General features: G+C 68.9%; 19 protein-coding genes and 2 pseudogenes. 9 read left to right on the top strand and 12 right to left on the bottom strand.

Annotated elements, in window-relative coordinates; all coding sequences use genetic code 11:
* Window positions 1-2: 2 nt before the first annotated feature.
* The gene (locus ACFCY7_RS03800) at window positions 3-884 is read right to left on the bottom strand and encodes a helix-turn-helix transcriptional regulator (RefSeq protein WP_376481022.1); all 882 of its coding nucleotides are present in this window, start codon (window positions 882-884) and stop codon (window positions 3-5) included.
* A 141-nt stretch (window positions 885-1,025) separates the two neighbouring features.
* Here ACFCY7_RS03800 and ACFCY7_RS03795 point away from each other — a divergent pair, with 141 nt between their 5' ends.
* Both ACFCY7_RS03795 and ACFCY7_RS03790 read left to right on the top strand, forming a co-directional pair.
* Window positions 1,026-1,229, top strand: coding sequence for a hypothetical protein (locus ACFCY7_RS03795; protein ID WP_376481020.1), 204 nt, complete (start codon window positions 1,026-1,028; stop codon window positions 1,227-1,229).
* A 763-nt stretch (window positions 1,230-1,992) separates the two neighbouring features.
* Window positions 1,993-2,451 carry an SUKH-3 domain-containing protein gene (locus tag ACFCY7_RS03790; protein WP_376481018.1) on the top strand — a complete coding sequence of 153 codons (459 nt, stop codon included), beginning with the start codon at window positions 1,993-1,995 and terminating at the stop codon, window positions 2,449-2,451.
* Window positions 2,452-2,479: 28 nt separating this feature from the next.
* Here ACFCY7_RS03790 and ACFCY7_RS03785 read toward each other — a convergent pair.
* From ACFCY7_RS03785 to ACFCY7_RS03765, 5 genes and pseudogenes are all read right to left on the bottom strand, one after another.
* Window positions 2,480-3,354 (bottom strand): IS5 family transposase gene (locus tag ACFCY7_RS03785; RefSeq protein ID WP_376481016.1). Its coding sequence is split into 2 segments (ribosomal slippage): window positions 2,480-2,964 and window positions 2,964-3,354, totalling 876 coding nucleotides; the frame shifts between segments, so codons are not numbered across the junction.
* Between the two features lie 68 nt (window positions 3,355-3,422).
* Window positions 3,423-3,838, bottom strand: a pseudogene (locus ACFCY7_RS03780) (transposase); the annotation flags it as partial.
* 3 nt (window positions 3,839-3,841) lie between these two features.
* Window positions 3,842-4,058, bottom strand: a pseudogene (locus tag ACFCY7_RS03775) (transposase); the annotation flags it as partial.
* A gap of 71 nt (window positions 4,059-4,129) precedes the next feature.
* Window positions 4,130-4,477: a hypothetical protein gene (locus ACFCY7_RS03770; protein ID WP_376481014.1), complete on the bottom strand. Its 348-nt coding sequence runs from the start codon at window positions 4,475-4,477 to the stop codon at window positions 4,130-4,132.
* A gap of 221 nt (window positions 4,478-4,698) precedes the next feature.
* Window positions 4,699-5,253, bottom strand: a complete 555-nt coding sequence (locus ACFCY7_RS03765) for an ArsR/SmtB family transcription factor (RefSeq protein ID WP_376481013.1) — start codon at window positions 5,251-5,253, stop codon at window positions 4,699-4,701.
* Window positions 5,254-5,310: 57 nt separating this feature from the next.
* Between ACFCY7_RS03765 and ACFCY7_RS03760 the strand changes: the two genes are divergently transcribed.
* The 3 genes from ACFCY7_RS03760 (at window position 5,311) to ACFCY7_RS03750 (ending at window position 9,415) form a co-directional block, all read left to right on the top strand.
* Window positions 5,311-6,216 carry a S41 family peptidase gene (locus tag ACFCY7_RS03760; protein ID WP_376481012.1) on the top strand — a complete coding sequence of 302 codons (906 nt, stop codon included), beginning with the start codon at window positions 5,311-5,313 and terminating at the stop codon, window positions 6,214-6,216.
* Between the two features lie 482 nt (window positions 6,217-6,698).
* Window positions 6,699-7,811, top strand: coding sequence for a DUF3103 family protein (locus ACFCY7_RS03755; RefSeq protein WP_376481011.1), 1,113 nt, complete (start codon window positions 6,699-6,701; stop codon window positions 7,809-7,811).
* Window positions 7,812-8,098: 287 nt separating this feature from the next.
* Window positions 8,099-9,415: a phytase gene (locus ACFCY7_RS03750; protein ID WP_376481010.1), complete on the top strand. Its 1,317-nt coding sequence runs from the start codon at window positions 8,099-8,101 to the stop codon at window positions 9,413-9,415.
* A gap of 146 nt (window positions 9,416-9,561) precedes the next feature.
* Here the strand turns inward: ACFCY7_RS03750 and ACFCY7_RS03745 are convergent, their stop codons facing one another.
* The 4 genes from ACFCY7_RS03745 to ACFCY7_RS03730 form a co-directional block, all read right to left on the bottom strand.
* On the bottom strand, window positions 9,562-10,335 hold the full coding sequence (locus ACFCY7_RS03745) for a glycosyltransferase family 2 protein (protein ID WP_376481009.1): 774 nt from the start codon (window positions 10,333-10,335) through the stop codon (window positions 9,562-9,564).
* Window positions 10,336-10,614: 279 nt separating this feature from the next.
* Window positions 10,615-11,223, bottom strand: coding sequence for a GNAT family N-acetyltransferase (locus tag ACFCY7_RS03740; protein WP_376481008.1), 609 nt, complete (start codon window positions 11,221-11,223; stop codon window positions 10,615-10,617).
* Window positions 11,216-11,833 carry a hypothetical protein gene (locus ACFCY7_RS03735; RefSeq protein WP_376481007.1) on the bottom strand — a complete coding sequence of 206 codons (618 nt, stop codon included), beginning with the start codon at window positions 11,831-11,833 and terminating at the stop codon, window positions 11,216-11,218. Before ACFCY7_RS03735 ends, ACFCY7_RS03740 begins: the two co-directional genes overlap by 8 nt.
* Window positions 11,817-12,500 carry a TetR/AcrR family transcriptional regulator gene (locus tag ACFCY7_RS03730; protein ID WP_376481005.1) on the bottom strand — a complete coding sequence of 228 codons (684 nt, stop codon included), beginning with the start codon at window positions 12,498-12,500 and terminating at the stop codon, window positions 11,817-11,819. Before ACFCY7_RS03730 ends, ACFCY7_RS03735 begins: the two co-directional genes overlap by 17 nt.
* Window positions 12,501-12,635: 135 nt before the next feature.
* Between ACFCY7_RS03730 and ACFCY7_RS03725 the strand changes: the two genes are divergently transcribed.
* Window positions 12,636-13,145, top strand: a complete 510-nt coding sequence (locus ACFCY7_RS03725; protein WP_376481114.1) for a GNAT family N-acetyltransferase — start codon at window positions 12,636-12,638, stop codon at window positions 13,143-13,145.
* Window positions 13,146-13,346: 201 nt separating this feature from the next.
* Window positions 13,347-14,963, top strand: coding sequence for a sulfatase-like hydrolase/transferase (locus ACFCY7_RS03720; RefSeq protein WP_376481003.1), 1,617 nt, complete (start codon window positions 13,347-13,349; stop codon window positions 14,961-14,963).
* Window positions 14,964-15,025: 62 nt separating this feature from the next.
* On the opposite strand, the gene ACFCY7_RS03715 is transcribed toward ACFCY7_RS03720, so the two are convergent.
* Both ACFCY7_RS03715 and ACFCY7_RS03710 read right to left on the bottom strand, forming a co-directional pair.
* On the bottom strand, window positions 15,026-15,988 hold the full coding sequence (locus ACFCY7_RS03715) for an acetylxylan esterase (RefSeq protein ID WP_376481002.1): 963 nt from the start codon (window positions 15,986-15,988) through the stop codon (window positions 15,026-15,028).
* A 149-nt stretch (window positions 15,989-16,137) separates the two neighbouring features.
* Window positions 16,138-16,869 carry a FadR/GntR family transcriptional regulator gene (locus tag ACFCY7_RS03710; protein WP_376481112.1) on the bottom strand — a complete coding sequence of 244 codons (732 nt, stop codon included), beginning with the start codon at window positions 16,867-16,869 and terminating at the stop codon, window positions 16,138-16,140.
* Between the two features lie 127 nt (window positions 16,870-16,996).
* Between ACFCY7_RS03710 and ACFCY7_RS03705 the strand changes: the two genes are divergently transcribed.
* The gene (locus tag ACFCY7_RS03705; RefSeq protein WP_376481000.1) at window positions 16,997-18,583 is read left to right on the top strand and encodes an ABC transporter substrate-binding protein; all 1,587 of its coding nucleotides are present in this window, start codon (window positions 16,997-16,999) and stop codon (window positions 18,581-18,583) included.
* A 70-nt stretch (window positions 18,584-18,653) separates the two neighbouring features.
* The gene (locus ACFCY7_RS03700) at window positions 18,654-19,604 is read left to right on the top strand and encodes an ABC transporter permease (protein WP_376480998.1); all 951 of its coding nucleotides are present in this window, start codon (window positions 18,654-18,656) and stop codon (window positions 19,602-19,604) included.
* The last annotated feature ends 3 nt before the right edge of the window (window positions 19,605-19,607 follow it).

Raw genomic sequence — 19,607 nt, 5'->3', positions numbered from 1 at the left:
ATTCATGCTCGATCCGCGAGAACCCCCCTCAAGGAGCTGGGAAGACGCCCTGTATGGCTGCGGCACACACGCGTCAGATGGGCCTGGTCGGCGAATCCGTAGGCGTACGCGAGGGTGCGCAGGTTCTCCTCACCTTCCTCAAGCGCGTGCAGCACACCCCGGATCCGCAGCTCGTTGCGGTGATGCGTGAGCGTCGTGCCGGTGACGGCGCGGAAGACGCGGCTGAGATGGTACGGGGAGCACCCTGCTGCCCGGGCCAGCTCCTCCAGGGACAGGCCGAGCCCAGAGGTTCCGCCTGCCAGGACGGCGCAGACGTCGCGCACCAGCCGGGCGTGAGCACGGGCGGCGGCAGGACGGCTGGCGGTGTCCGTGCGCCAGTGCCCGGCGCCGACGGCCACGTCGTCGAGCAACCGGTACAGCCGCTCTCCCACCTCGAACTCGTCGGCCCCGCGCCGCGCCGCGGCCAGCAGGGCACGGTGGCGTACGTCGGTGGCGCCGGTGACCGTGAAGCGGCGGGAGAGCGACGGGCCGTCGAACCGGTCGGTGAACAGCTCCGCGCCGAACCGGATCTCGGTACACCGGTCGCCAGGGCCGATCGGGTGAGCGACCCGGTGTTCGTCACCCGGCCGGGTGAGGTAACCACCGCTCGCGTCGACGAAGAACTCCTCGCCGGCGATCCGACGGAGGTAACCGCCGGACCGGGCCAGAACCACGGTGTAGCCGTCCGCCTGCCCGGGCCCGACGAATCCCGACCTGTCCTCGCAGCACAGGATGTCCTCGACGGTGATCCCCGCGGCCCTGATCCGTCCGCACAGCGCACCACGCCGCTCACGTACCGCCCCGTCCTTGAGCAACTCCCGGACGCTGCACACCTCTTCGTTCACTCGCTCCACCCCCTGAGCCCCCGGATCCCCCACCGAGGGGCGGTTCATGCCAGCGGGGCGTAGGAAGCCGAGAAGGCGTGAGCCTTTCCCAACCTGCTGACGAGCTGGTCGGGTGCAGGTACCTGACGGGCCACGGCAACCATGGAGGATGCCTTGCCCGCATTTCCGAACAAGGCCGCCGCCTTCATCGCCTCGGCGCTGGCCTGCGGCGCCGTCGTTGGCACTGGCTCTGCCTTCGCGGCATCGGCGCCGACCCCGCAGGCGGCCCACGCCCAGACGAACACCATCACCTCCGTGGTGAATCTTGGACTGTCGACCAGCCAGGCGAAGGACGTCCAGGAGTGACTGACGGCCTGCTACGGCTACACCGCGCAATCGACGGCGTCGCGGGAACGGGCGCCCTGGCCACGTTCGGGCGGTTCGCCAACTGGGTGTACGTGGAATAGCGCCGTCCCCGCCGGCACGGGACCGCTCCCCACGGTCACGGAGCAGGTGGTCAGAGGGCATCTCTACGTCACCATCAGGCCGTCCCCCGCGTACGCCAGGAGCAGCCGTCGTACAGCTGCGGCCTTTCCCGCCGGCCGGCAACAGACGCTGTGGCAGGTGGCGGAGTCACCAGCAACCAACGACTGGCAGCCCCGGTCAGGCAAGTGCTCGTCCGACGTCCGGTGAGCATGGCTGCGGAACAGCGGGCGTGGCGGGTCAATGCGTCGAGCCAGGTGTGCTGTGCCGTGGGGTGCGTGCCGCTAGGCCGTGTATCGAAAGTGGATCTTTGGCTGTGAACAATCACGGTTCATGAGTCGGGGAGATCTCACGGACGAGCAGTGGGCGGTGCTGAAGCCGTAGTTGCCGAAGGGTGCCAGGGCGGGGCAAGCACCCGTCCGGCCTCGGCGGCAGGTGCTGGGCGGCTTTCCCCATCTGTCCCGCATGCCAACGGCTGGCCGACGGGCATGTGCGGCGAGCCTCGCATGGGCACGAACGCCCTGAACGGCAGAGCCCATCTGAAGAACCTCGATATCGTGACCGGCAATCAAGAGGGCAAGGGATTCCCCATGTGTAAGAACTCCGAGACGTGGGTGCCCCGCATGGCCAGAAAGGTGCACACCGGATGAGTGACGAGCAGAGCAGGGCTAGGGAGCAGTCCCTCATCAGGTCGCTCGCCGGTGCCTCGCGTGTCGAGTGCGGTCCTGTGGACGTCGAGGCGGCCCGCCTGGCCTACCAGGAGGCGGGTTTCGACGTCACCGACGAGCTCGTGGAGTTCCTCGGGACGTACGGCGAGACGACGGTCTTCTGGCCATCGCACGTCACCGGGAACGAGGCGTCGCTGACGATCTCCGTCGAGGAGGCCGTGGTGGCGTTCCCGGCGTACGTCCGCTCTTTCGAGAAGCGTATGGGAATTTCCGCCCTGCCGGTGGGCATCGCCCTCTCGACCGAGGAGGTGGTTCTCCTCGCAGAGAACGGTGACATCGTCCTGGGTGGTGACGCAGGAGTTCAGCGGGTCGCGCACGGGTTCGAGGAAGCCGTGCGGGCCCTGATCTCTGGCGACTGGGACATGACATTCTTCTAGTCGCCGCAGCTCTAACGATTGGTACTGATCACAGCCATTCTCCGATCGCGGCGACAAGGACGGTGGCTTCGAAGCGGACGGCGAGTTTGTCGAATCGGGTGGCGACGGCGCGATGTCTCTTGAGTCGGTTGATCCCGCACTCGACCGCATGGCGCTCACGGTAGTCGGCCGGGTCAAAGTACGGCGGCCGGCCGCCGCGGGAACCGCGCTTCCGGCGGTTGCGCGCCTGGTCGGCCTTGTCCGGGATGGTGCAGCGGATCCCGCGTCGACGCAGGTAGGCGCGGTTTCTGCGGGAGGCGTACGCCTTGTCGGCCCGCACGCGGTCGGGGCGGACGCGTGGCCGGACCGGCCCGAGGCGGGGCACGCGGACCTTGTCCAGCACGGGTTCGAACTGCGGCGAGTCCCCGCGCTGCCCTGCCGTCACCACGATCGACATGGGCTTCTGACCCTGCTCCACTGCCAGGTGGAGCTTGGTGGTGAACCCGCCGCGCGACCGTCCCAGCCCATGATCATGCGGCTCGGTGAAGATGCCACCAGTGGTTCCTTCTGCAGGTCGCCCCGCTTACGAGCCCTGGCCGCATGCTGGTGGGCGCGGCACACCGTGGAGTCGACGCTCAGGTCCCACGTGATCGCGCCCTTCGCGTCGGCCAGGGACTGGAGCCGGGTGAGGATCCGGTGCCAGGTGCCGTTTCGCTGCCATCGGCGGAACAGGTCGTAGACCCGTCCCCACGGTCCGTACTCGACGGGGACGTCCCGCCATGGAACACCGGTCCGGACCCGGAACCGTATGCCGTCGATCAACCGCCGCCGAGGCCAGACGGGCGGCCGCCCCGCCCTGGCGCCCTTCGGCAACAACGACTCCAGCACCGACCACTGCTCGTCCGTGAGATCTCCCCGGCCCATGAACCGTGATCATCCACAGCCCAGGGTCCACTTTCGGCACACGGCCTAGGGCGCGTATCGAGTCGTGGTCAGCGAGTGGTCCGGGTGAGGTCCTTGATCCAGATCATCGAGGCGCACAGGGAGAGGCCGCGAGGTAGCTGTCGAGGGTCTTGTCATAGGGGGTGGCGATGCCTCGCCATGCCTTCATCCTGTTGATCGCGCGCTCGACCGTGTTCCGTTCCTTGTAGAGGTCGGCGCCGTGGCTGACGGGCCGGCCGCCTCTGGAGCCCTTCTTCTTCCGGTTGGCGGTCTGGTCTTCCTTCTCCGGGATGACCGCCTTGATACGGCGTTTGCACAGGTGGGCGCGGTTTCCGCGGGACGAGTACGCCTTGTCCCCGGCGACCGCGTCCGGCCAGATGCGGGGTCGGCCGACGGGCCCGCTTACCCGTACCTTCTTCAGGACGGAGATGAACTGCGGGCTGTCCGCTGCCTGGCCTGTGGTCAGGATGAACGCCGGCGTCACGCCATTGCCGGAAGCGGTTGTGGACGGTCGACCAGGCGCCGAACTCCGTCGGCATCTCCCGCCGCTGCCCGCCCGTCTTGAACCGCCAGATCACGCCCGCGAACTGCTGCCGCAGCCGCTCGGGGTACGGGCCATACTCGCCGATCGGCAGGTACGGCCCGATGAACTCCCAATCCGGATCGGTCAATTGCATTCGTGTCACGCAAGACGATCTACCGAACCAGAGCGTCGGGGTGAAGGCGAACCCAAAGATTGATCACTCCTCGATATACGCTAGGCCCAGATGTACTCCTCAGCAATCGCACCGTCGCGCCACTTCGCGACGGTAACCATGCGACCACCACCTTCGAACTCGCCAATGACGCAGGTCCACTCGCCTGACCCAAAGGCAATGGGATGCGACGTGATCTGCGGGGGCGTGCCACCCGCAGATTCGACATAGGCCTTCATGGCATCGATGTGCTCCTGGACTCCACGGGTCGGCGGTTGGCCCTTCCAGTCCACCAGGACATCGTCGGTGTGGTGGTGGGCAAACACACCGTTCCAGTCGGCCCTGTTCCACCCGGCGAAATCGAGATCATCCATGCCCTTGAGATTGCGGCTAACCTGGTCATCCGCCATCAGACTCGCTCCATTCCTCGCCAAATTCGCACGGCCCCCGCGCTGATCGCCGTGTTCGGCGCCCCAGCGCTGCGAGCCTACGGGCGGCTCGTACGTCACGCACCCGCAGCGGGTTCACGATGCCCACGGGACGTGGCCTTGCTCGTAAGCGAAGGCGCGTCGTTGCCGGCCTCCAGCTACTTCCGGCCTGCGGCGTTGCGCCTAGCCGTCGAGAGCGCTTGTCAGCAGTTGGAACTGGTGCTGCTGGTGCTGCTGGCGGGCAAGGCCTGCTGGTAGAGCGCCACCAACACGCCGTGTAGGGGCTGCTCCTCCCCGTTGTCATCGGCCTCGTCGACCAGGTGGGCGAGCATTTCGCCGAGTTTTCTCGCCTTCGCCGGGCTGAGGCGCAGGTGGCGCAGCGTCAGGTGGGGTTCGGCGGGAGAGCGGTGCAGTTCCTGGGTGACCGCGGTGAGCATGGCGGCGGTGCCGGCCGCTTGGGGTTCGGCGACGACCATGTGGTGGGCCGTGCGCTGGAAGTGCTGCTCGGTGCCGCCGCGGACCTGGCGGGTCTCGGCGATGTGGATCAGCCCGGCTTCGCGGAGCACTTTGAGGTGGTGGGCCACGTTGCCCTTCTTCGCGTCGAGCTGCGCCGCGAGCTGGCTGGTGGTGGCGGGCCGGTGGCCCAGGGTGAAGAGCAAGCGCTGGCGCAACGGGTGGGCGAGTGCGGCGAATTGCTCGGGCGTACCGATCTCCAGGACGTCCTCAGGAGGTGGCGGATAGGGAGGCTGATCGCGCATGCCGAAAGTGTCTGAACTCTTTGACGCTTGCGCAAGGGCAGTGCTGTACTTCCTGCCGTGACGACTTCGACGAAGCTTGCGCCGGCCCCTGTCATCGACGAGACGACCCGGCTCCTGATCGAGCACTACGTCTTCCCCGAGATAGCCGAGCAGCTCGTCGGCCTGCTGCGACGGCGTCTCGCCGAGGGCGCCTACGACGTCGACGGCGCCGAGGAGCTTGCCCGTCTGGTCACCGCGGACCTGCAGTCCGTCAACGGCGACCGACACCTGAGGCTCAAGCACCACGCTGACCCGGTGCCCCCGCAGCAGGGGGCGGCCACCCTGGACGCCATGCGCCGGGACTTCGATGCCTCGCTGGGCGGTGCACCCCGGGTGCAGTTGCTCGACGGAGGGGTCGCCGTGGTGGAGCTGACACCGATGCTGTTTCCGCTGGAGTGGGCCGCCGAGCCGCTGGGCGCCGCGCTCACCCTGGCCTCCCGCGCCCAGGCGCTGATCGTGGACCTTCGCGCCAATCGGGGCGGCGACCCGGACACGGTCGCCTTCGTCTGCAGTTACCTCCTGGACGAGCGCACCCACCTCAACACCATGCACTGGCGCAGCGGCGAGCGCAGTGCGCAGTCCTGGAGCCTGCCGCACGTTCCCGGCGCGCGCTTCGGTGGCAGCAAGCCGCTGTACGTGCTGTCCAGTGCCAGCACTTTCTCCGCCGCTGAAGAGCTGGCGTACGACCTCCAGCAGCTCGGCCGCGCCGTAGTAGTCGGCGAGCGCACCCGCGGCGGCGCACACCCGTGCCAGGGTTGGACGGTACACCCCCACCTGGAAGCCACCGTCCCCGTCGGCCGCGCCGTCAACCCCGTCTCCGGCACCAACTGGGAGGGCACCGGTGTGCAGCCGGACATCCCTTGTGCTGCCGCCGACTCCCTCGACCGTGCGCACAAGCTCGCCCTCGCCCGACTGACCGGCTGACCCGGCTGACCCGGCTGACCAGCCGACCCAGCCCAGATCACCGGCGACACCGCGCGCAGCCTCCCCCGAGCTTGTAGACGAGTGACTGCCGTTCCCGCACACAAAGCCACCCGCACCGGACGGCAAGCACACTCCAGCAACGTCGAAGAATCGGCAGACCGAGCGGCGTCCCCGTACCCGCGGCGAGCCGACGTACGGGGCGGCGGGGAGGCGCGCACGCACCTGGCGGACCGGGGCCAGCCCCGCACGGGCATGGCGCGGGTGGCGCGGCCCTGATCAAGCGGCGCGATCAAGCCAGATAGATGGCATCCAACTCGCCTTTATTGCAGTGCTGTTGGCATGGTCTATACGCGTAGACAGGTCATGCCCCATCATGGTCGCGCTCCACCACGGCACCACCGCGTCGACCGCACACCCGCGGCCGGCGCAAACGGCGTACCCCGGCACCCCGGGATGTCGCCCGACTTCCGTTGGAGGATGTCTTGTCCGTCAGAAAACAGCTCCGCACTGCCCTGTGCAGCGTCGCGCTCGCTGGAATCGTGGCCACCGCCGCCCAGGGCCCGGCCGTGGCGACGCCTGCGGTGAGCGGCGTGGCGAAGGTGTCGCCGGTGACGGCTGCAGAGGATGTGGTCGCCCGCTCGTTGGCTCGTTCGCTTGCCGATGCCTCCTGGCGGGCCGAGGCCAGGAGGGCCGTCGAGGGCGGGAAGGAGACCGGGCTGAGGGCGCTGGCCGAGAGGTCCCGTACCAGGACCGCGGCATCGCTCGCCGCCGATGTCGCCGCTGCGGACCGTTCTGTGCTCGCGGTGAAGGGGCTGGCCGCCGACGCGGGCGGGCTGCTTACCGTGACCCTGCGCGGAGACGCGAACTCCCATCGCGCCCCGTTGGTCGCCGTCACCCCGTCCGATGACGAGACCGCGGCTGTCACCGCGTATGACACGAATGGTCTGGCGCACACGCTGGACGCGTCCAAGACCCCCGACGTGCCGGTGTACGTGATCGGCATCGACGGAGAGAAGGCGGTCGAGGCAGGTCTGAAGGTTCTGCAGCGTGAGCTCGCCGGCGCCGGGGTCGCACCGACTGTCGCCCCGGCCGCGGTTGCGGATACCGGGTTCTGGACCTCCCGTATCACCTCGGTGCGCCTCAACGACGACATGGAGACCTGGATCAAGGGCGACGCCGAGATCTTCAGCATCGTCAGCGGCTTCGGACACGACGGCAAGGTCCGTGTCGACACGGTGACCCACCCGTACCTCAACGACGCGGGCACCACGTACTACCCCAACCAGATCCTGGTGAACTGGTCGCAGTACAAGTACAACCTCGCCGATGTCGTGATGCTGGAGGACGACGGTGACACCAACTACTCGGCGCTGGCCAAGGCCCTCGCAGCCGCCCTGCTGACCATCGCCGACCTCGGCGCGTACGTCCCGCTGGTCGACCCGATCGTCGACGCGATCCCGTCGTCCTTCTGGACCGACGACGCCGACTTCGTGGACTCCTGGTACACCCTGGCCCGGGAGACCACCGGCACCCGCAACGGAGCCGGCGGCAACGGCCGGTTCACCCTCGACCGGTACTGGGTCTCCGCCCTCTGACGGGCACGGAATCCCGTAGAACCTGATCCGCATCCGCATCCGTAACGCCACGCAGAAACAGCCCACTTCGTGAACGCCTCGCCCCCGGCGGTCGCATCGCCAGGGGCGGGGCGTTGGCGAACCGACGACGATCACACGCACGGCCGAGCGACGAGGGCGAGCGACAAGGCACGGCCAGTCGACGCACGGGCCGCCCGAAAGATCATCCGCTGTTAACGACCGCGTTGCGATGCCTTCGGCAAGTCCCCATAGCTTCCTAGGCGTTCACATTCCTACCAAGGAGTAATATGAGCGCTTTCGCCCTCAGTGCCCTGACCGCACTTGCCACGGCGTTCAGCCTGACCACCGGCCCCGTGGCCCCGGTGACCGTCACGGCCTCTGTGGAGACTCCCGCGGTCTATGACGATGAGACGGGCGGCAACGCCGACGCCGACGACCCGGCTGTCTGGGTCGATCCCAGGAATCCCGGCCGCAGCATCGTCGTCGGCACGCTGAAGGAGGCGGGCCTCGACGTCTACGGACTCGACGGGCGACGCCTGCAGCACATCGCGGCGCCTCAGGCCCCGCGCGAGGATGCCAAGCCCGGCCGCTTCAACAACGTCGACATCGTCTACGGGTTCGAGCTGGGCGGCCGGAAGACGGACCTGGCCCTCGTCAGTGACCGAGGCCGTGACCGCGTCCGCGCGTATGCCATCGACCCTGCCGCTGTCGCGGCCGGCAGGCCGCCGCTGAAGGACGTGACGGCCTTCGACGCCCCGCCGGTCTTCGCCGCAGACGAGACCGAGGTGGAAGAGCAGCGCACGTCGTACGGGCTGACCGCCTTCAGCGATGACGACGACGCCTATGTGGTGGTGTCGCAGCGTGAGGAGACCCGCCTGCGGCTCCTGCAGCTGGAGGATCGCGGCGGACGCGTCGGCTACCGGACCGAGGACACCCTCGCCCTGCCCGACACGTTCACCCTGCCCGACGGCAAGAAGTGGACCCCGTGTGCGGACCCGGGCGAGCACCCCCAGGTCGAGGGCATGGCCGTCGACCTGGAGGAGCACGTTCTGTACGCCGCTCAGGAGCGGGTCGGCCTGTGGCGGATCGACCTGGACGACGAGGAGTTCGAGGACCCGAAGCTGGTCGACCGCGTCCGGGAGTACGGCACGCCGTGGACGTACGACGGGGCGGAGGAGGAGTGCGTACTCGACACCGCTCATGACCCCGGCTTCGGCGGTGAGCACCTGAGCGCCGACGCGGAGGGCATCACGGTCTACCACGCCGCGGACGGCACCGGGTACGTCCTCGCCTCCAGTCAGGGCGACAACGCCTTCGCCGTCTACGAGCGCGAGGACGACAACGCCTACGTCGGCTCCTTCCGCATCGGCGACGGCGCGGTCGACGGCGTGCAGCACTCCGACGGCTCCACGGTGGTCAACGTGCCCCTGGGCAGGAACTTCCCCAAGGGCATGCTGATCACCCATGACGGCGAAGCCACGCCCACGGACGGCGACCGGGCCGGCACCGGCTTCAAGTTCGTCCGCTGGGACGCCGTCGCCGGCGCCTTCCCTGAACCGCTGTCGATCGACACCGCGTCCTTCGACCCCCGCGACGCGAACTGACCTACGCGCCGGTTCGCACCACCCGGCTCCGGCCGACCTCGACCACCGCGCCGCGAGATGCTCGATTTCCGTCGAGCAGCGCGTTCGTCGAGGACCGGCCGGAGCCCGGAGCAACGCCTGAACCCGTCCGGGAACGTGAAACGGATCTAGATGCGCGAGTTGCGCAGCGACTGCCACGCAGCGCCGGCCAGCGCCCGCGTCGCCCGTGGGACCGACAGATGCTCGTGGTCGCGGTACAGGGCCCAGTTGTACTGCACGAGCGACATCTTGTTGGAGGACAGGGATCCCGCCTGATGGGCCCTGTACACCGCGAGCGGCTCGGCCAGGCCGCGGGCGTCAGCGCCGTCCCGCATGATCGACAGCCACAGGGCGTAGTCCTGGCGCTTGCGCATCTCCGGCATCAGCCTCGTGCCCAGGACGTTGCGGTCGTACATGGCGGTGAGAGCACCGATGTGGTCCCGTACCAGCATCGCGCGGTAGTCCACGTGCTCGCGCGCACGGACGACCCGCTGGTTCGGGACCCAGTCGAGGCTGTCGCCGTCGTGGTCGGCGTCCATCTTGAAGTACGAGGTGAACGTCAAAGGGGCAGTGCCCTGCGCAGCGAAGGCGAGCTGCTTCTCGGTCTTCTCCGGGAGCCACATGTCGTCACTGTCGAGAAAGGCGATGTAGTCGCCGCGGGCCCGCTGGATCGCGAGGTTGCGGGCCTTGCCCGCACCCCCCTGTTCGGGTGCCGACTCCGGCAGGACGCGCTCGTCCTGCTCGGCGAACTCGCGGAGCAGATCCATGGAGCCATCCGACGACCGGTCGTCGGTGACCAGCAGCTCCAGGTCGCTGTGGGTCTGCGTGAGCACCGATCGGACGGCTGCGCCGAGGGTGGCTGCCGAGTTGTACACGGGCATCACTACAGATACCAGGGGCACAGCGCTTCTCCTTGCCAGGTCAGGAACGACGGTCCATTCAAACATCGCAATCGGGTGGGAGCTGCACCCGGATCGTTGTCGCCGGTCAGGGCTGTGTGGGCCTGCCGCCCGCCGTGCGCGCCGTCGAGGCGGCACACCGCTTCGTATGCTACGACTCTGCTACGACGTGGGCCTCGACCGCATCACGCGGCCCGCCGACGATTCGGACGTGGATCACATCGCCGACACTTCGGGAGTCGCCGAAGCGGTGCAGTCGCGGCACGGGGACTCGGTCCCGGTTCACGGTCGGCCAGTACCCGGTTTCGCCATCGCTGTGACGTCGAGCGGCCCCACCGGCGTCCGCCGCAGGTCGGCGAAGCCGAAGCGGCGATAGAGAGGCACGTTCGCGGGGTCGGCCGTCGTCAGGAAGAAGCCCGCTGGGGCTGGTGTGGTCGCGAGCACGTGGTCCAGGAGGAACCGTCCGGCGCCGCGGCCCGCGATGTCGGGCCGTACCCCGATGAACTCCAGAGTCCACGTGCCGGCAGGGGTGGCGGCTTCGGCGTGACGTAGATAGCGCAACGTCCTACCCAGGGCGCGGGGCCCGCACCGGAGGAGCGTCCGCGCCGCCCAGGCAGCACGCGTCGCCGCGGTGGGTGTCGCGCCCGGGGGCGTGAGGATCGCTGAGGCGACCGGCTGCCCGTCAGTGGTTGTGAGTGCGTACCTCAGAGAGCCGGGAAGTGTGGCGTGGGCGCGCAGGGTCGCGTCGAACCAGAACGTCCGGACGGTCTGCGAGTCTCCGCAGATCCACGAGATGGCCGGCTCTCGGAAGAAGGCTGCCGCCAGCGTGCGGGCGCAGGCGGCGGGCTCCGGATTCGCAAGGATCTTCCAGGGCCGCGTGGTCTCAGTCACGGTGCCTCCGCTCCAGCGGCGCCTCGGGGACGAGGTGGCACACGAGTAGCTTCAGGAAGAACAGCGGTGCGAACCAGGCGAGGGCGGCGGGCACCTCAAGCCAGAACAGATTGACCAGGATGGCGACCATCAGGACGCACATCGCGACGGGTCGCTTGAGGTGCAGTGGCATGAACTCCACGACGGCCGCCCCAGCGAGCAGGAGTGCGCCGTTGCCCAGCGTCCAGCGCCAGTCGCCCGAGAGCACGACCAGCCCCATGGCCACGAGGTGGAGCAGATGCGCGGAGACGAACAGCAACCGTGCGCGCCTCGCCTCCGGGGCCGGGCGGTGGTACCAGCGTTTCGCCGCGTTGGTCGCGTTGGTGAGCACTCCCCCGATGAGATCCAGCCCCACCAGTGCCAGCACCGCGAACTGCGCGCCTGCCCACCCGTGCCACACGTCCGAGGACCACACTCCTGCCGCCAGGAGCACGCCGCATACGACGAGGCCCGCGGTCTCCACCGCCGACTCGGAACGCGACTTCCCCGGCCCCATGAACCGTTGCACGCGGCCCGCGAGCCCAGGCGGGGTCTCAGGTATGTCCCAGTCGATCTCAAGGTCGGTGCGCATCGGTTTTCCCCTCGCCGAAGAACGGCACGGTCTCGCTCCACAGACCGCGCAGCAGACCCCACAGCTGCGCGCCCTCATCGCCCTCCACCGGTCCTGCGGACACCGCCGACGCCTTCGACACCGTCGACACTGTCGACACCTTCGACGCCTTCATACGGGCGAGAGCCCAGGCATCAGCGGCCCTGACGACCGCCGCGGTCACCGTCACCAGGAGCCCGTGGTCCACGTCAGTGCGGATCACTCCCAGCGCCTGCCCGTTCGAAACCAGTGCGTCGAACCACGCCAGCCACGGCCCATCCCCTTCACGCACCTGCCCGATGGCCGCGTCGGCGAGGGCCAGATCATCGGGATGATCTCGCAGATGGGCCGCGAGCGCGCCGGCACCCGCGTCGAGCCGGGACCAGAACTCCGGCTCGTCGCGTGCCGGGATCCACGGTCCGAGGGCCCCGAGCAGCCGCCCGAGCACGCCGTCCAGCACGGCCGCAAGCAGGTCCTCCCGACCGTCGAAGTAGTGGTACGCGGCGGTCTTCGAGAATCCCGCGGCCTCGATGATCTTGTTGTACGAGGCGGTCTCCGTGCCGTGGTCGGCGAAGTGGCGGCGCGCCACGGTCAGGATCGCCTCCTGACGTTCAGCGGGAAGGCGATCGAATCGCGGAAGAGGAGGCATGTATTGATAGTACGCACTAGTGGGGTGTACCACCAGTACACTCCACTCCACGAGTTCCATCAGCTGCGGCAACCGCCGTCGGTGATCACCATCTCGGACTGTGGGAGCATCCCCGAAGGAACCGAGGAGGAGCAGGTGCGGCTGCGCAACGTCTTGCCGGACGACGTCGATGCCTATGTACGGATGCGGTGCGATCCCGTCATGATGGCCGACCTGGGTGGGCCCCTCCCGCGTGAGGGCATGGCGGACAAGGTCCGTCGGGATGCCCAGCAGGCAGCAGACGACCTTGCGTGGCTCAAGGTGATCGTTCCCGATGCGAGCAGCCCGGACGTGGTGGCAGGGACGGTGGCTCTCTGGTCCCACGACACCGGCGACGGGCCGATGTCCGAGATCGGCTGGATGGTTCTGCCCGAATTCCAAGGACTGGGCCTCGGCAAACGCGCCGTCCGCACCCTTCTGGAACAGGCCCGGGACCAGAACCGCTGGGGCCTGGTGCATGCCTTTCCGGCGACGAGCAACGCGGCTTCGAACGGCATCTGCCGTTCCGTCGGGTTCCGCCTGCTCGCCCAGGTCGAGACGGCCTTCGCAGGACGAGTCCTCAAGACCGACCACTGGGTCATGGACCCGGGGAAGGACTTGCGCTGACGCCAGTGGCCCCCAGGACCTGATCAGCGCTCGGTAGAACTCGACCGTCTGCGGTCACTCGTACGGCCGCGGTCGGCCGCGTCTTCAGCGGCTGCGGCCGGCCTTCCGCTCTATGTTCGCAGGCATCCGTACCGGTCCGCGCGAGGCGGTCTCCGACCTGCCCGATCCACCCGTCGACGCGCGGCGAACGAAGGGCAGGACATGACCGAGCGCCCCAACATCCTGCTGATCGTCACCGACGAGGAGCGCTTCTCCCTGCCACGGCCGCCGGGGTTCTCCCTGCCGGCCCGGGAGCGGATCGCGGCCCGGGGAACCACCTTCGAGCGGTACTACACGGCGTCGGCGCAGTGCAGTTCCGCGCGGTCGGTGATCTACACGGGGCAGCACCTGCCGCTCACCGAGATCTACGACAACGACAACATGCCGTACATCCGCCCGCTCGACCCCGAGCTGGGGACGCTCGGCACGATGCTGCGGTCGGCCGGCTACTACACGACCTACCAGGGCAAGTGGCACCTGTCGAACTGCTATGTCACCGCGGAGAACCCCGGACCCACGACGGACGCGCTGGAACCCTACGGGTTCAGCGAGTTCAACGACTGGGGCGACATCGACGGCGGCGCCTGGGCGGGCCTGAAACTCGACCCGGTGATCGCGGGCCAGGCCGTGCGGTGGCTGCGCAACAGGGCGCCGGTCGTTCGTCGGGACCAGCCGTGGTTCATGGCCGTCAACTTCGTGAACCCGCACGACATCATGAGCTTCGACTACGGCGGCCGTTCGCAGGTGCAGCTTCCCTTCGGGCTCGCCCACGCCGTGGTGGCCCGGGCGGCGGCGAACATCCCCGTGTATCAGCGCCGTTGGGAGTTCGACCTCCCCACGAGTCTGCGCGACGACCTCTCCGGTGCGGCGCCGGCCGTGTCGGAGTACGCCAAGATGATGGACACGGTCTTCGGACCGGTCGCCGACGACCAGCACTGGTACGACGGCCTGAACTTCTACCTCAACGCCATCCGTGACGTGGACCGCAGCGTCGAGTTCGTCCTGGACGCGCTGGAGGCCTCCGGCCAGGCGGACCGCACGGTCGTCGTCTTCACCTCGGACCACGGTGAGATGGCGGGCTCCCACGGCCTGCGCCAGAAGGGCAATCTCGTCTACGACGAGAACTTCCACGTCCCGTTCATGATCGCGCACCCCGACGTGGCCGGCGGAGCCCGCACCGAGGCGCTGGCGTCCTCCGTCGACATCGCGCCCACCCTGCTCGAGGTCGCCGGGCTCGACCCCGCGCGGACGGCCACCCGCCACCCGGCCCTGAAGGGCCGTTCACTGATGCCCGTGCTCCACGGGCACCCGGTGCGCGAAGGCGTCCTCAACGCGGTGGAATCGATCACGACGCTGGACGCCTCGTTCTGGTTCGAGTTCGCCGACCCCGACGCACCCAAGCGCATCGCCTCCGGCGACCTGCGCCCCGATTGGAACAAGCGCGGCTTCCTGCGCGGCTACTCCGACCAGCGCTACACCTTCGGCCGCTACTTCTCGCCGCTGAACCCGAACCGTCCGTCCACCGCGCAAGCGCTGCTGGCGGAGAACGACGTCGTCCTCTACGACCGCGAGCAGGACCCCGCCGAGATGCGGAACCTGGCCGCCGACCCCGCCAACCGCGATCTGGTCGAACGCTACCGGGCCCTGCTGGAGGATCTCATCGACGCCGAGATCGGCACCGACACCCACGCCTGGGTCACCGAACGGCCCCGCCTGCTCGGCTGGCCCACCTGGCACGGCGACACCGACCACGCCGCCGCCGTCACGACCGCGACCTGAGATTCGTGTCGCCCGCGGCTGCGAGGAAGAGGGGCGTGCGTTGTCCGGGCGCGTCTGCGTGATCAGCCGATGCGGTCGCGGACGAAGGCGAGCTGGAGCCGCTCGTGGGCGCGCCCGCCACCCTCGTGCCCGTTGAACGGGTAGACCTCCACCGACTTGTCGCCGGCGTACCGGTGATAGGCGGCGAAGCAGGTGGAGGGCGGGCAGATCGGGTCCATGAGCGCGATGGAGAAGAGCGCCGGTGCGTCCGCCCGGGCCGCGAAGTGCATGCCGTCGAAGTACGACAGGGTCGTGAAGACCCGGTCGACGCGGTCGCGGTGGAGGGCGAGGTACTGGGCTATCTCGGTGTAGGGCGGTTCGGGGGCGATCTCGGCGCCCCGCCGGATGTGACAGAGGAAGGGCACGTCCGGCATGACTCCGGCGAGGCCGGGGACGAGGCCGGCTACGGCGAGGGTGATGCCGCCGCCCTGGCTGAAGCCGGTGACGACGATCCGGTCCGGGTCGACCATCGGCAGGACGCGGGCGGCCTCGGTCCAGCGGGCGGCGTCCGTGAACAGGCGCCGGTAGTAGTGGTCCTCCGGACGCTCGATCCCGCGGGTGAGGAAGCCGGGGACCGGGCCGCTCGGGCCGGGCGCGGGGTCGGCGGTGTCGCCCGGGGCGGCGGACCAGCCCTGGCCGCGGGTGTCCATGAGCAGGTGGGCGTAGCCGGCGGCCGGGTAGAGGAGGTTCTCGTGCGGGAGGCCACGACCACGCCCGTATCCGAGGAACTCGACGACGCAGCCCAGCGGGCCGGTCGCGCCGGCCGGGACCCGCAGCCAGCCGCGTACCGGCTGCCCGTCGAAGCCGGGGACGGTGACGTCGTAGGTGTCGATCAGCGTCAGGCCGTTGTCGACGGGACGGAGTTCCGGCGTACCGACGGCACCCAGGGCGAGGGTGCGGGACCAGAAGTCGTCGAAGTCGTCCGGAACGGGTGCTTCGGGCCGGTACGCCAGACAGTCGTCCAGCGTCAGGTCGGTGAGCGGCACGGCGCCTCCTGAGGGGTGTCACGAAAGGACATGTGACGTCTGATGTCCGGTGACTGTAGGGACCCCTGCGCGAAACGGTCAAGCGAGGCCGTCCTATCGGAGGGGGTGGCCACCCGGACGGAACCGCGTGGCCACCTCCACCGCCTCCGTCACGTCCGACCGGCGGTCCTGGCGCGGGCGGTGGCCAGCCGGCGGCGCACGGGGGCGTAGTGGTCGGCGACGGCGGCGACGAACGCGGTCGGGTCTCCGGCCCGCGCGGCCTCGACGATGCGGCGGTGGACGTCCACCGTCACCTTCTCGTCCTCGATGGTCATCAGGTTCAGATGGGGCGAGACGATCGAGTAGACGTCCCAGAAGGCGAGCGTCAGCTGGCTGATCAGCTCGTTGCCCAGCGGTTCCACCAGGAGGGCGTGGAAGGCGCGGTCGGAGGCGACGAAACCGTCCCCGTCGCCCGAGCCCTGCCGCTCCATCTCGGCGACCAGGCCTTCGAGGGTGTCGAGATGCCGCGGGCCCAACGCCCCGATGATGCGTTCGGCGTTGCCGCGCTCGAAGAGCTCCCGTACGTCGACGAGGTCGGCGTAGACCTGGAAGTCGTCGTCCGGACTGAGCATGCCGCGGAAGGTCATGGACTCGACGAGCGCCGAGAGGCTGAGCCGGCCCACGTAGGTGCCGTGACCGTGCCGCACCTCCACGATGTCGAGCGCGGCCAGGGTCTTGACCGCCTCGCGGACGCTGGAGCGGCTCGCGCCCAGCGCGATGCAGAGCTCCGCCTCGGTGGGCAGGGGGTCCCCGGGGCGCATGCGGTTGTCAAGCATGTAGCGCTTGATCTCCTCCGCGACGGTCTTGCGGAGTGACGCGCGCCCTGGGCGCGCACCCGAAATCTCAGGACTGGTCACCTATTGACCCCTCTCCCTCGTCCAGCTAGGTTCACACGCTATCAGCCGTCGGACATCAGACGTCCGAACTCCAGGCTCTTCCCGAGTGAACGTTGCCCCTAGGAGGACCCACATGTCGCAGCGGACACCCGCAAGACTCCGCCGCCGCAGCTTCCTGCGTTACACCGGCGCCGTCGGCACCTCGGTCGTGCTCACCGGCACCCTCGCAGCGTGCGGCGGTCCCGCCTCCACGGGTTCCGCCGACGGGGGCAACACGAGCTCGATCGAGGCCGGCATCTCGTACGCGCTCTCCACCGGCTTCGACCCCATGACGGCGTCCGGCGCCACCCCCGTCGCCGCGAACACGCACATCTTCGAGGGCCTCGCCGAGCTCGACCCGGCGACCCTGGCCGCCCGCCCCGCGCTGGCCACCGCGCTGCCCACGAAGATCGACGCCACCACCTACCGGGCGACCCTGCGCTCGGGGGCCACCTTCCACGACGGCTCCCCGGTGACCGCCGAGGACGTGGTGTTCAGTTTCGAGCGCATACTCGACCCGAAGAACGCCTCGCTGATGGCGCAGTTCCTGCCCTTCCTCGACTCGGTGAAGGCCGTCGACGCCTCCACCGTCGAGTTCAAGCTCAAGTACGCCTTCGACCTGTTCCCGTCCCGGGTCACCGTCGCCAAGATCGTGCCCAAGAAGCTGGTGCTCGCCGACCCCAAGGGCTTCGACGCCAAGCCGGTGGGCTCGGGGCCGTACCGTCTGGTCTCCGCCACGAAGGAAGACAAGATCGTCTTCAAGGCGTACGAAAAGTACAACGGCCGCAACAAGGCCAAGGTCGAGAACATGACCTGGCGCCTCATGTCCGACCCGGCCGCCCGGGTCAGCGCCCTGGAGTCCGGCCGCGTCCAGGCCATCGAGGACGTCCCCTACATCGACGCCAAGCGCCTGTCCCAGAAGGCCACCGTCGACTCCGTGCAGTCCTTCGGCCAGCTCTTCATGATGTTCAACACGCAGCAGAAGCCCTTCGACGACAAGCGCGTCCGCCAGGCCCTGCACTACGCGATCAACACCCCCAAGATCATCGAAACCGCGATGATGGGCAACGGCACCGCCGCCCAGGGCTACCTGCAGACGACGCACCCCGACTTCCACAAGGCGTCCACGGTCTACGGATACGACCCCGCGAAGGCGAAGAAGCTGCTCGCCGAGGCGGGCGTGAACAACCTCTCGATCGAGCTGCTCACCACCGACACCGGCTGGGTCAAGGACATCGCCCCGCTGATCAAGGAGAGCCTCGACGCGGTCGGGGTGAAGACGACGCTCGACATCGGCCAGTCCTCCGCCCAGTACGGCAAGGTCGACCAAGGCGCTTTCCAGGTGCTCGTCGCCCCCGGCGACCCGTCCGTCTTCGGCAACGACGTCGACCTGCTGCTGCGCTGGTTCTACGACGGCACCTGGCCCACCAAGCGCTACCGCTGGAACGGCACGGCCCCCGACAAGCAGGTCCGCGCGCTCCTCGACCAGGCGGCCCGCAGCTCCGACGCCGCCGAGCGCACGAAGCTGTGGAACCAGGCCATGGACGTCGTCTCGGACGAGGTCCCGATCTACCCGATCCTGCACCGCAAGCTGCCCACCGCCTGGAACGACAAGGCGCTGCCCGGCTTCAGCCCGCTGCCCACCACTGGCATGTCGTTCCTGAACGTCGGCCGTTCCTGACCGGTCCCGGGCCGGCCCGTACCTGACCACGGACCGGCCCGGGGCCCCTCCAACCGCTAGGAACCAAACGATGGTTGTCTTCCTCCGGCTCGCGCTGCGCCGCATCGCGATCATGCCGGTGATGATCCTTGGCATCACCTTGCTGGTCTTCGTGGTGCTGCAGTTCTCCCCCGCCGACCCCGCGTTCAACGCGCTCGGTGAGGGTGCCACCCCCGAGGCCCGCGCCGCCTTCGCCGAGGAGCACGGGCTCGACGATCCGCTGCCCGTCCGGTACGTGGACTTCCTCGGGCAGCTGCTCCGGGGCGATCTCGGCGTCACCCTGCCGCCCGGTCAGCCCGTCGCCGACCGCATCGCGATCGCCCTGCCCGTCACCGTGCAGCTCACCGCCCTCGGCCTCGTCCTCGCGATCGTCCTCGCCGTCGCCATGGGCGTGACCGGCGCCGTGCAGCGCGACCGCTGGCCCGACCAGGTCACCCGGATCCTGTCCATGGCCGGCATCGCGATCCCCTCCTTCTGGCTCGGCGTCGTCCTCATCCAGCAGTTCGCGCTCAACACCCCCGCCTTCCCGACCGGCGGCTACGTCAACCCGGCCGAGTCCTTCACCGGTTGGCTGCGGGCCATGGCCCTGCCCGCGATCTCCCTGGCGATCCCCGTCGCCGCGTCGCTCGCCCGGCTCATCCGGACGTCGATGGTCGCCGAACTCGACCGGGACTACGTCCGCACCGCCACGGGCAACGGCCTCCCCCGGGTCCTGGTGATCCGCGGCGTGCTGCGGAACGCGCTGGTCACTCCGCTGACCGTGCTGGGCATCAAGGTCGGCTACCTGCTGAGCGGCGCCGTGGTCATCGAGACGATCTTCGACCTGCCCGGCATGGGCAAGCTCATCCTCGAAGGCGTCACCGGCGGCGACACCGCCCTCGTCCAGGGAACCGTCCTCACCATCGCCCTCGTGTTCCTGGTCGTCAACGTCGTCGTCGACCTCCTGTACCTGCTGGTCAACCCCCGTATCAGGACGGTGTGACGC

Source organism: Streptomyces sp. NPDC056361 (assembly GCF_042262805.1).
In the GTDB taxonomy this organism is placed as follows: Bacteria; Actinomycetota; Actinomycetes; order Streptomycetales; family Streptomycetaceae; genus Streptomyces.
This window is presented reverse-complemented; position numbering and strand designations above follow the sequence as displayed.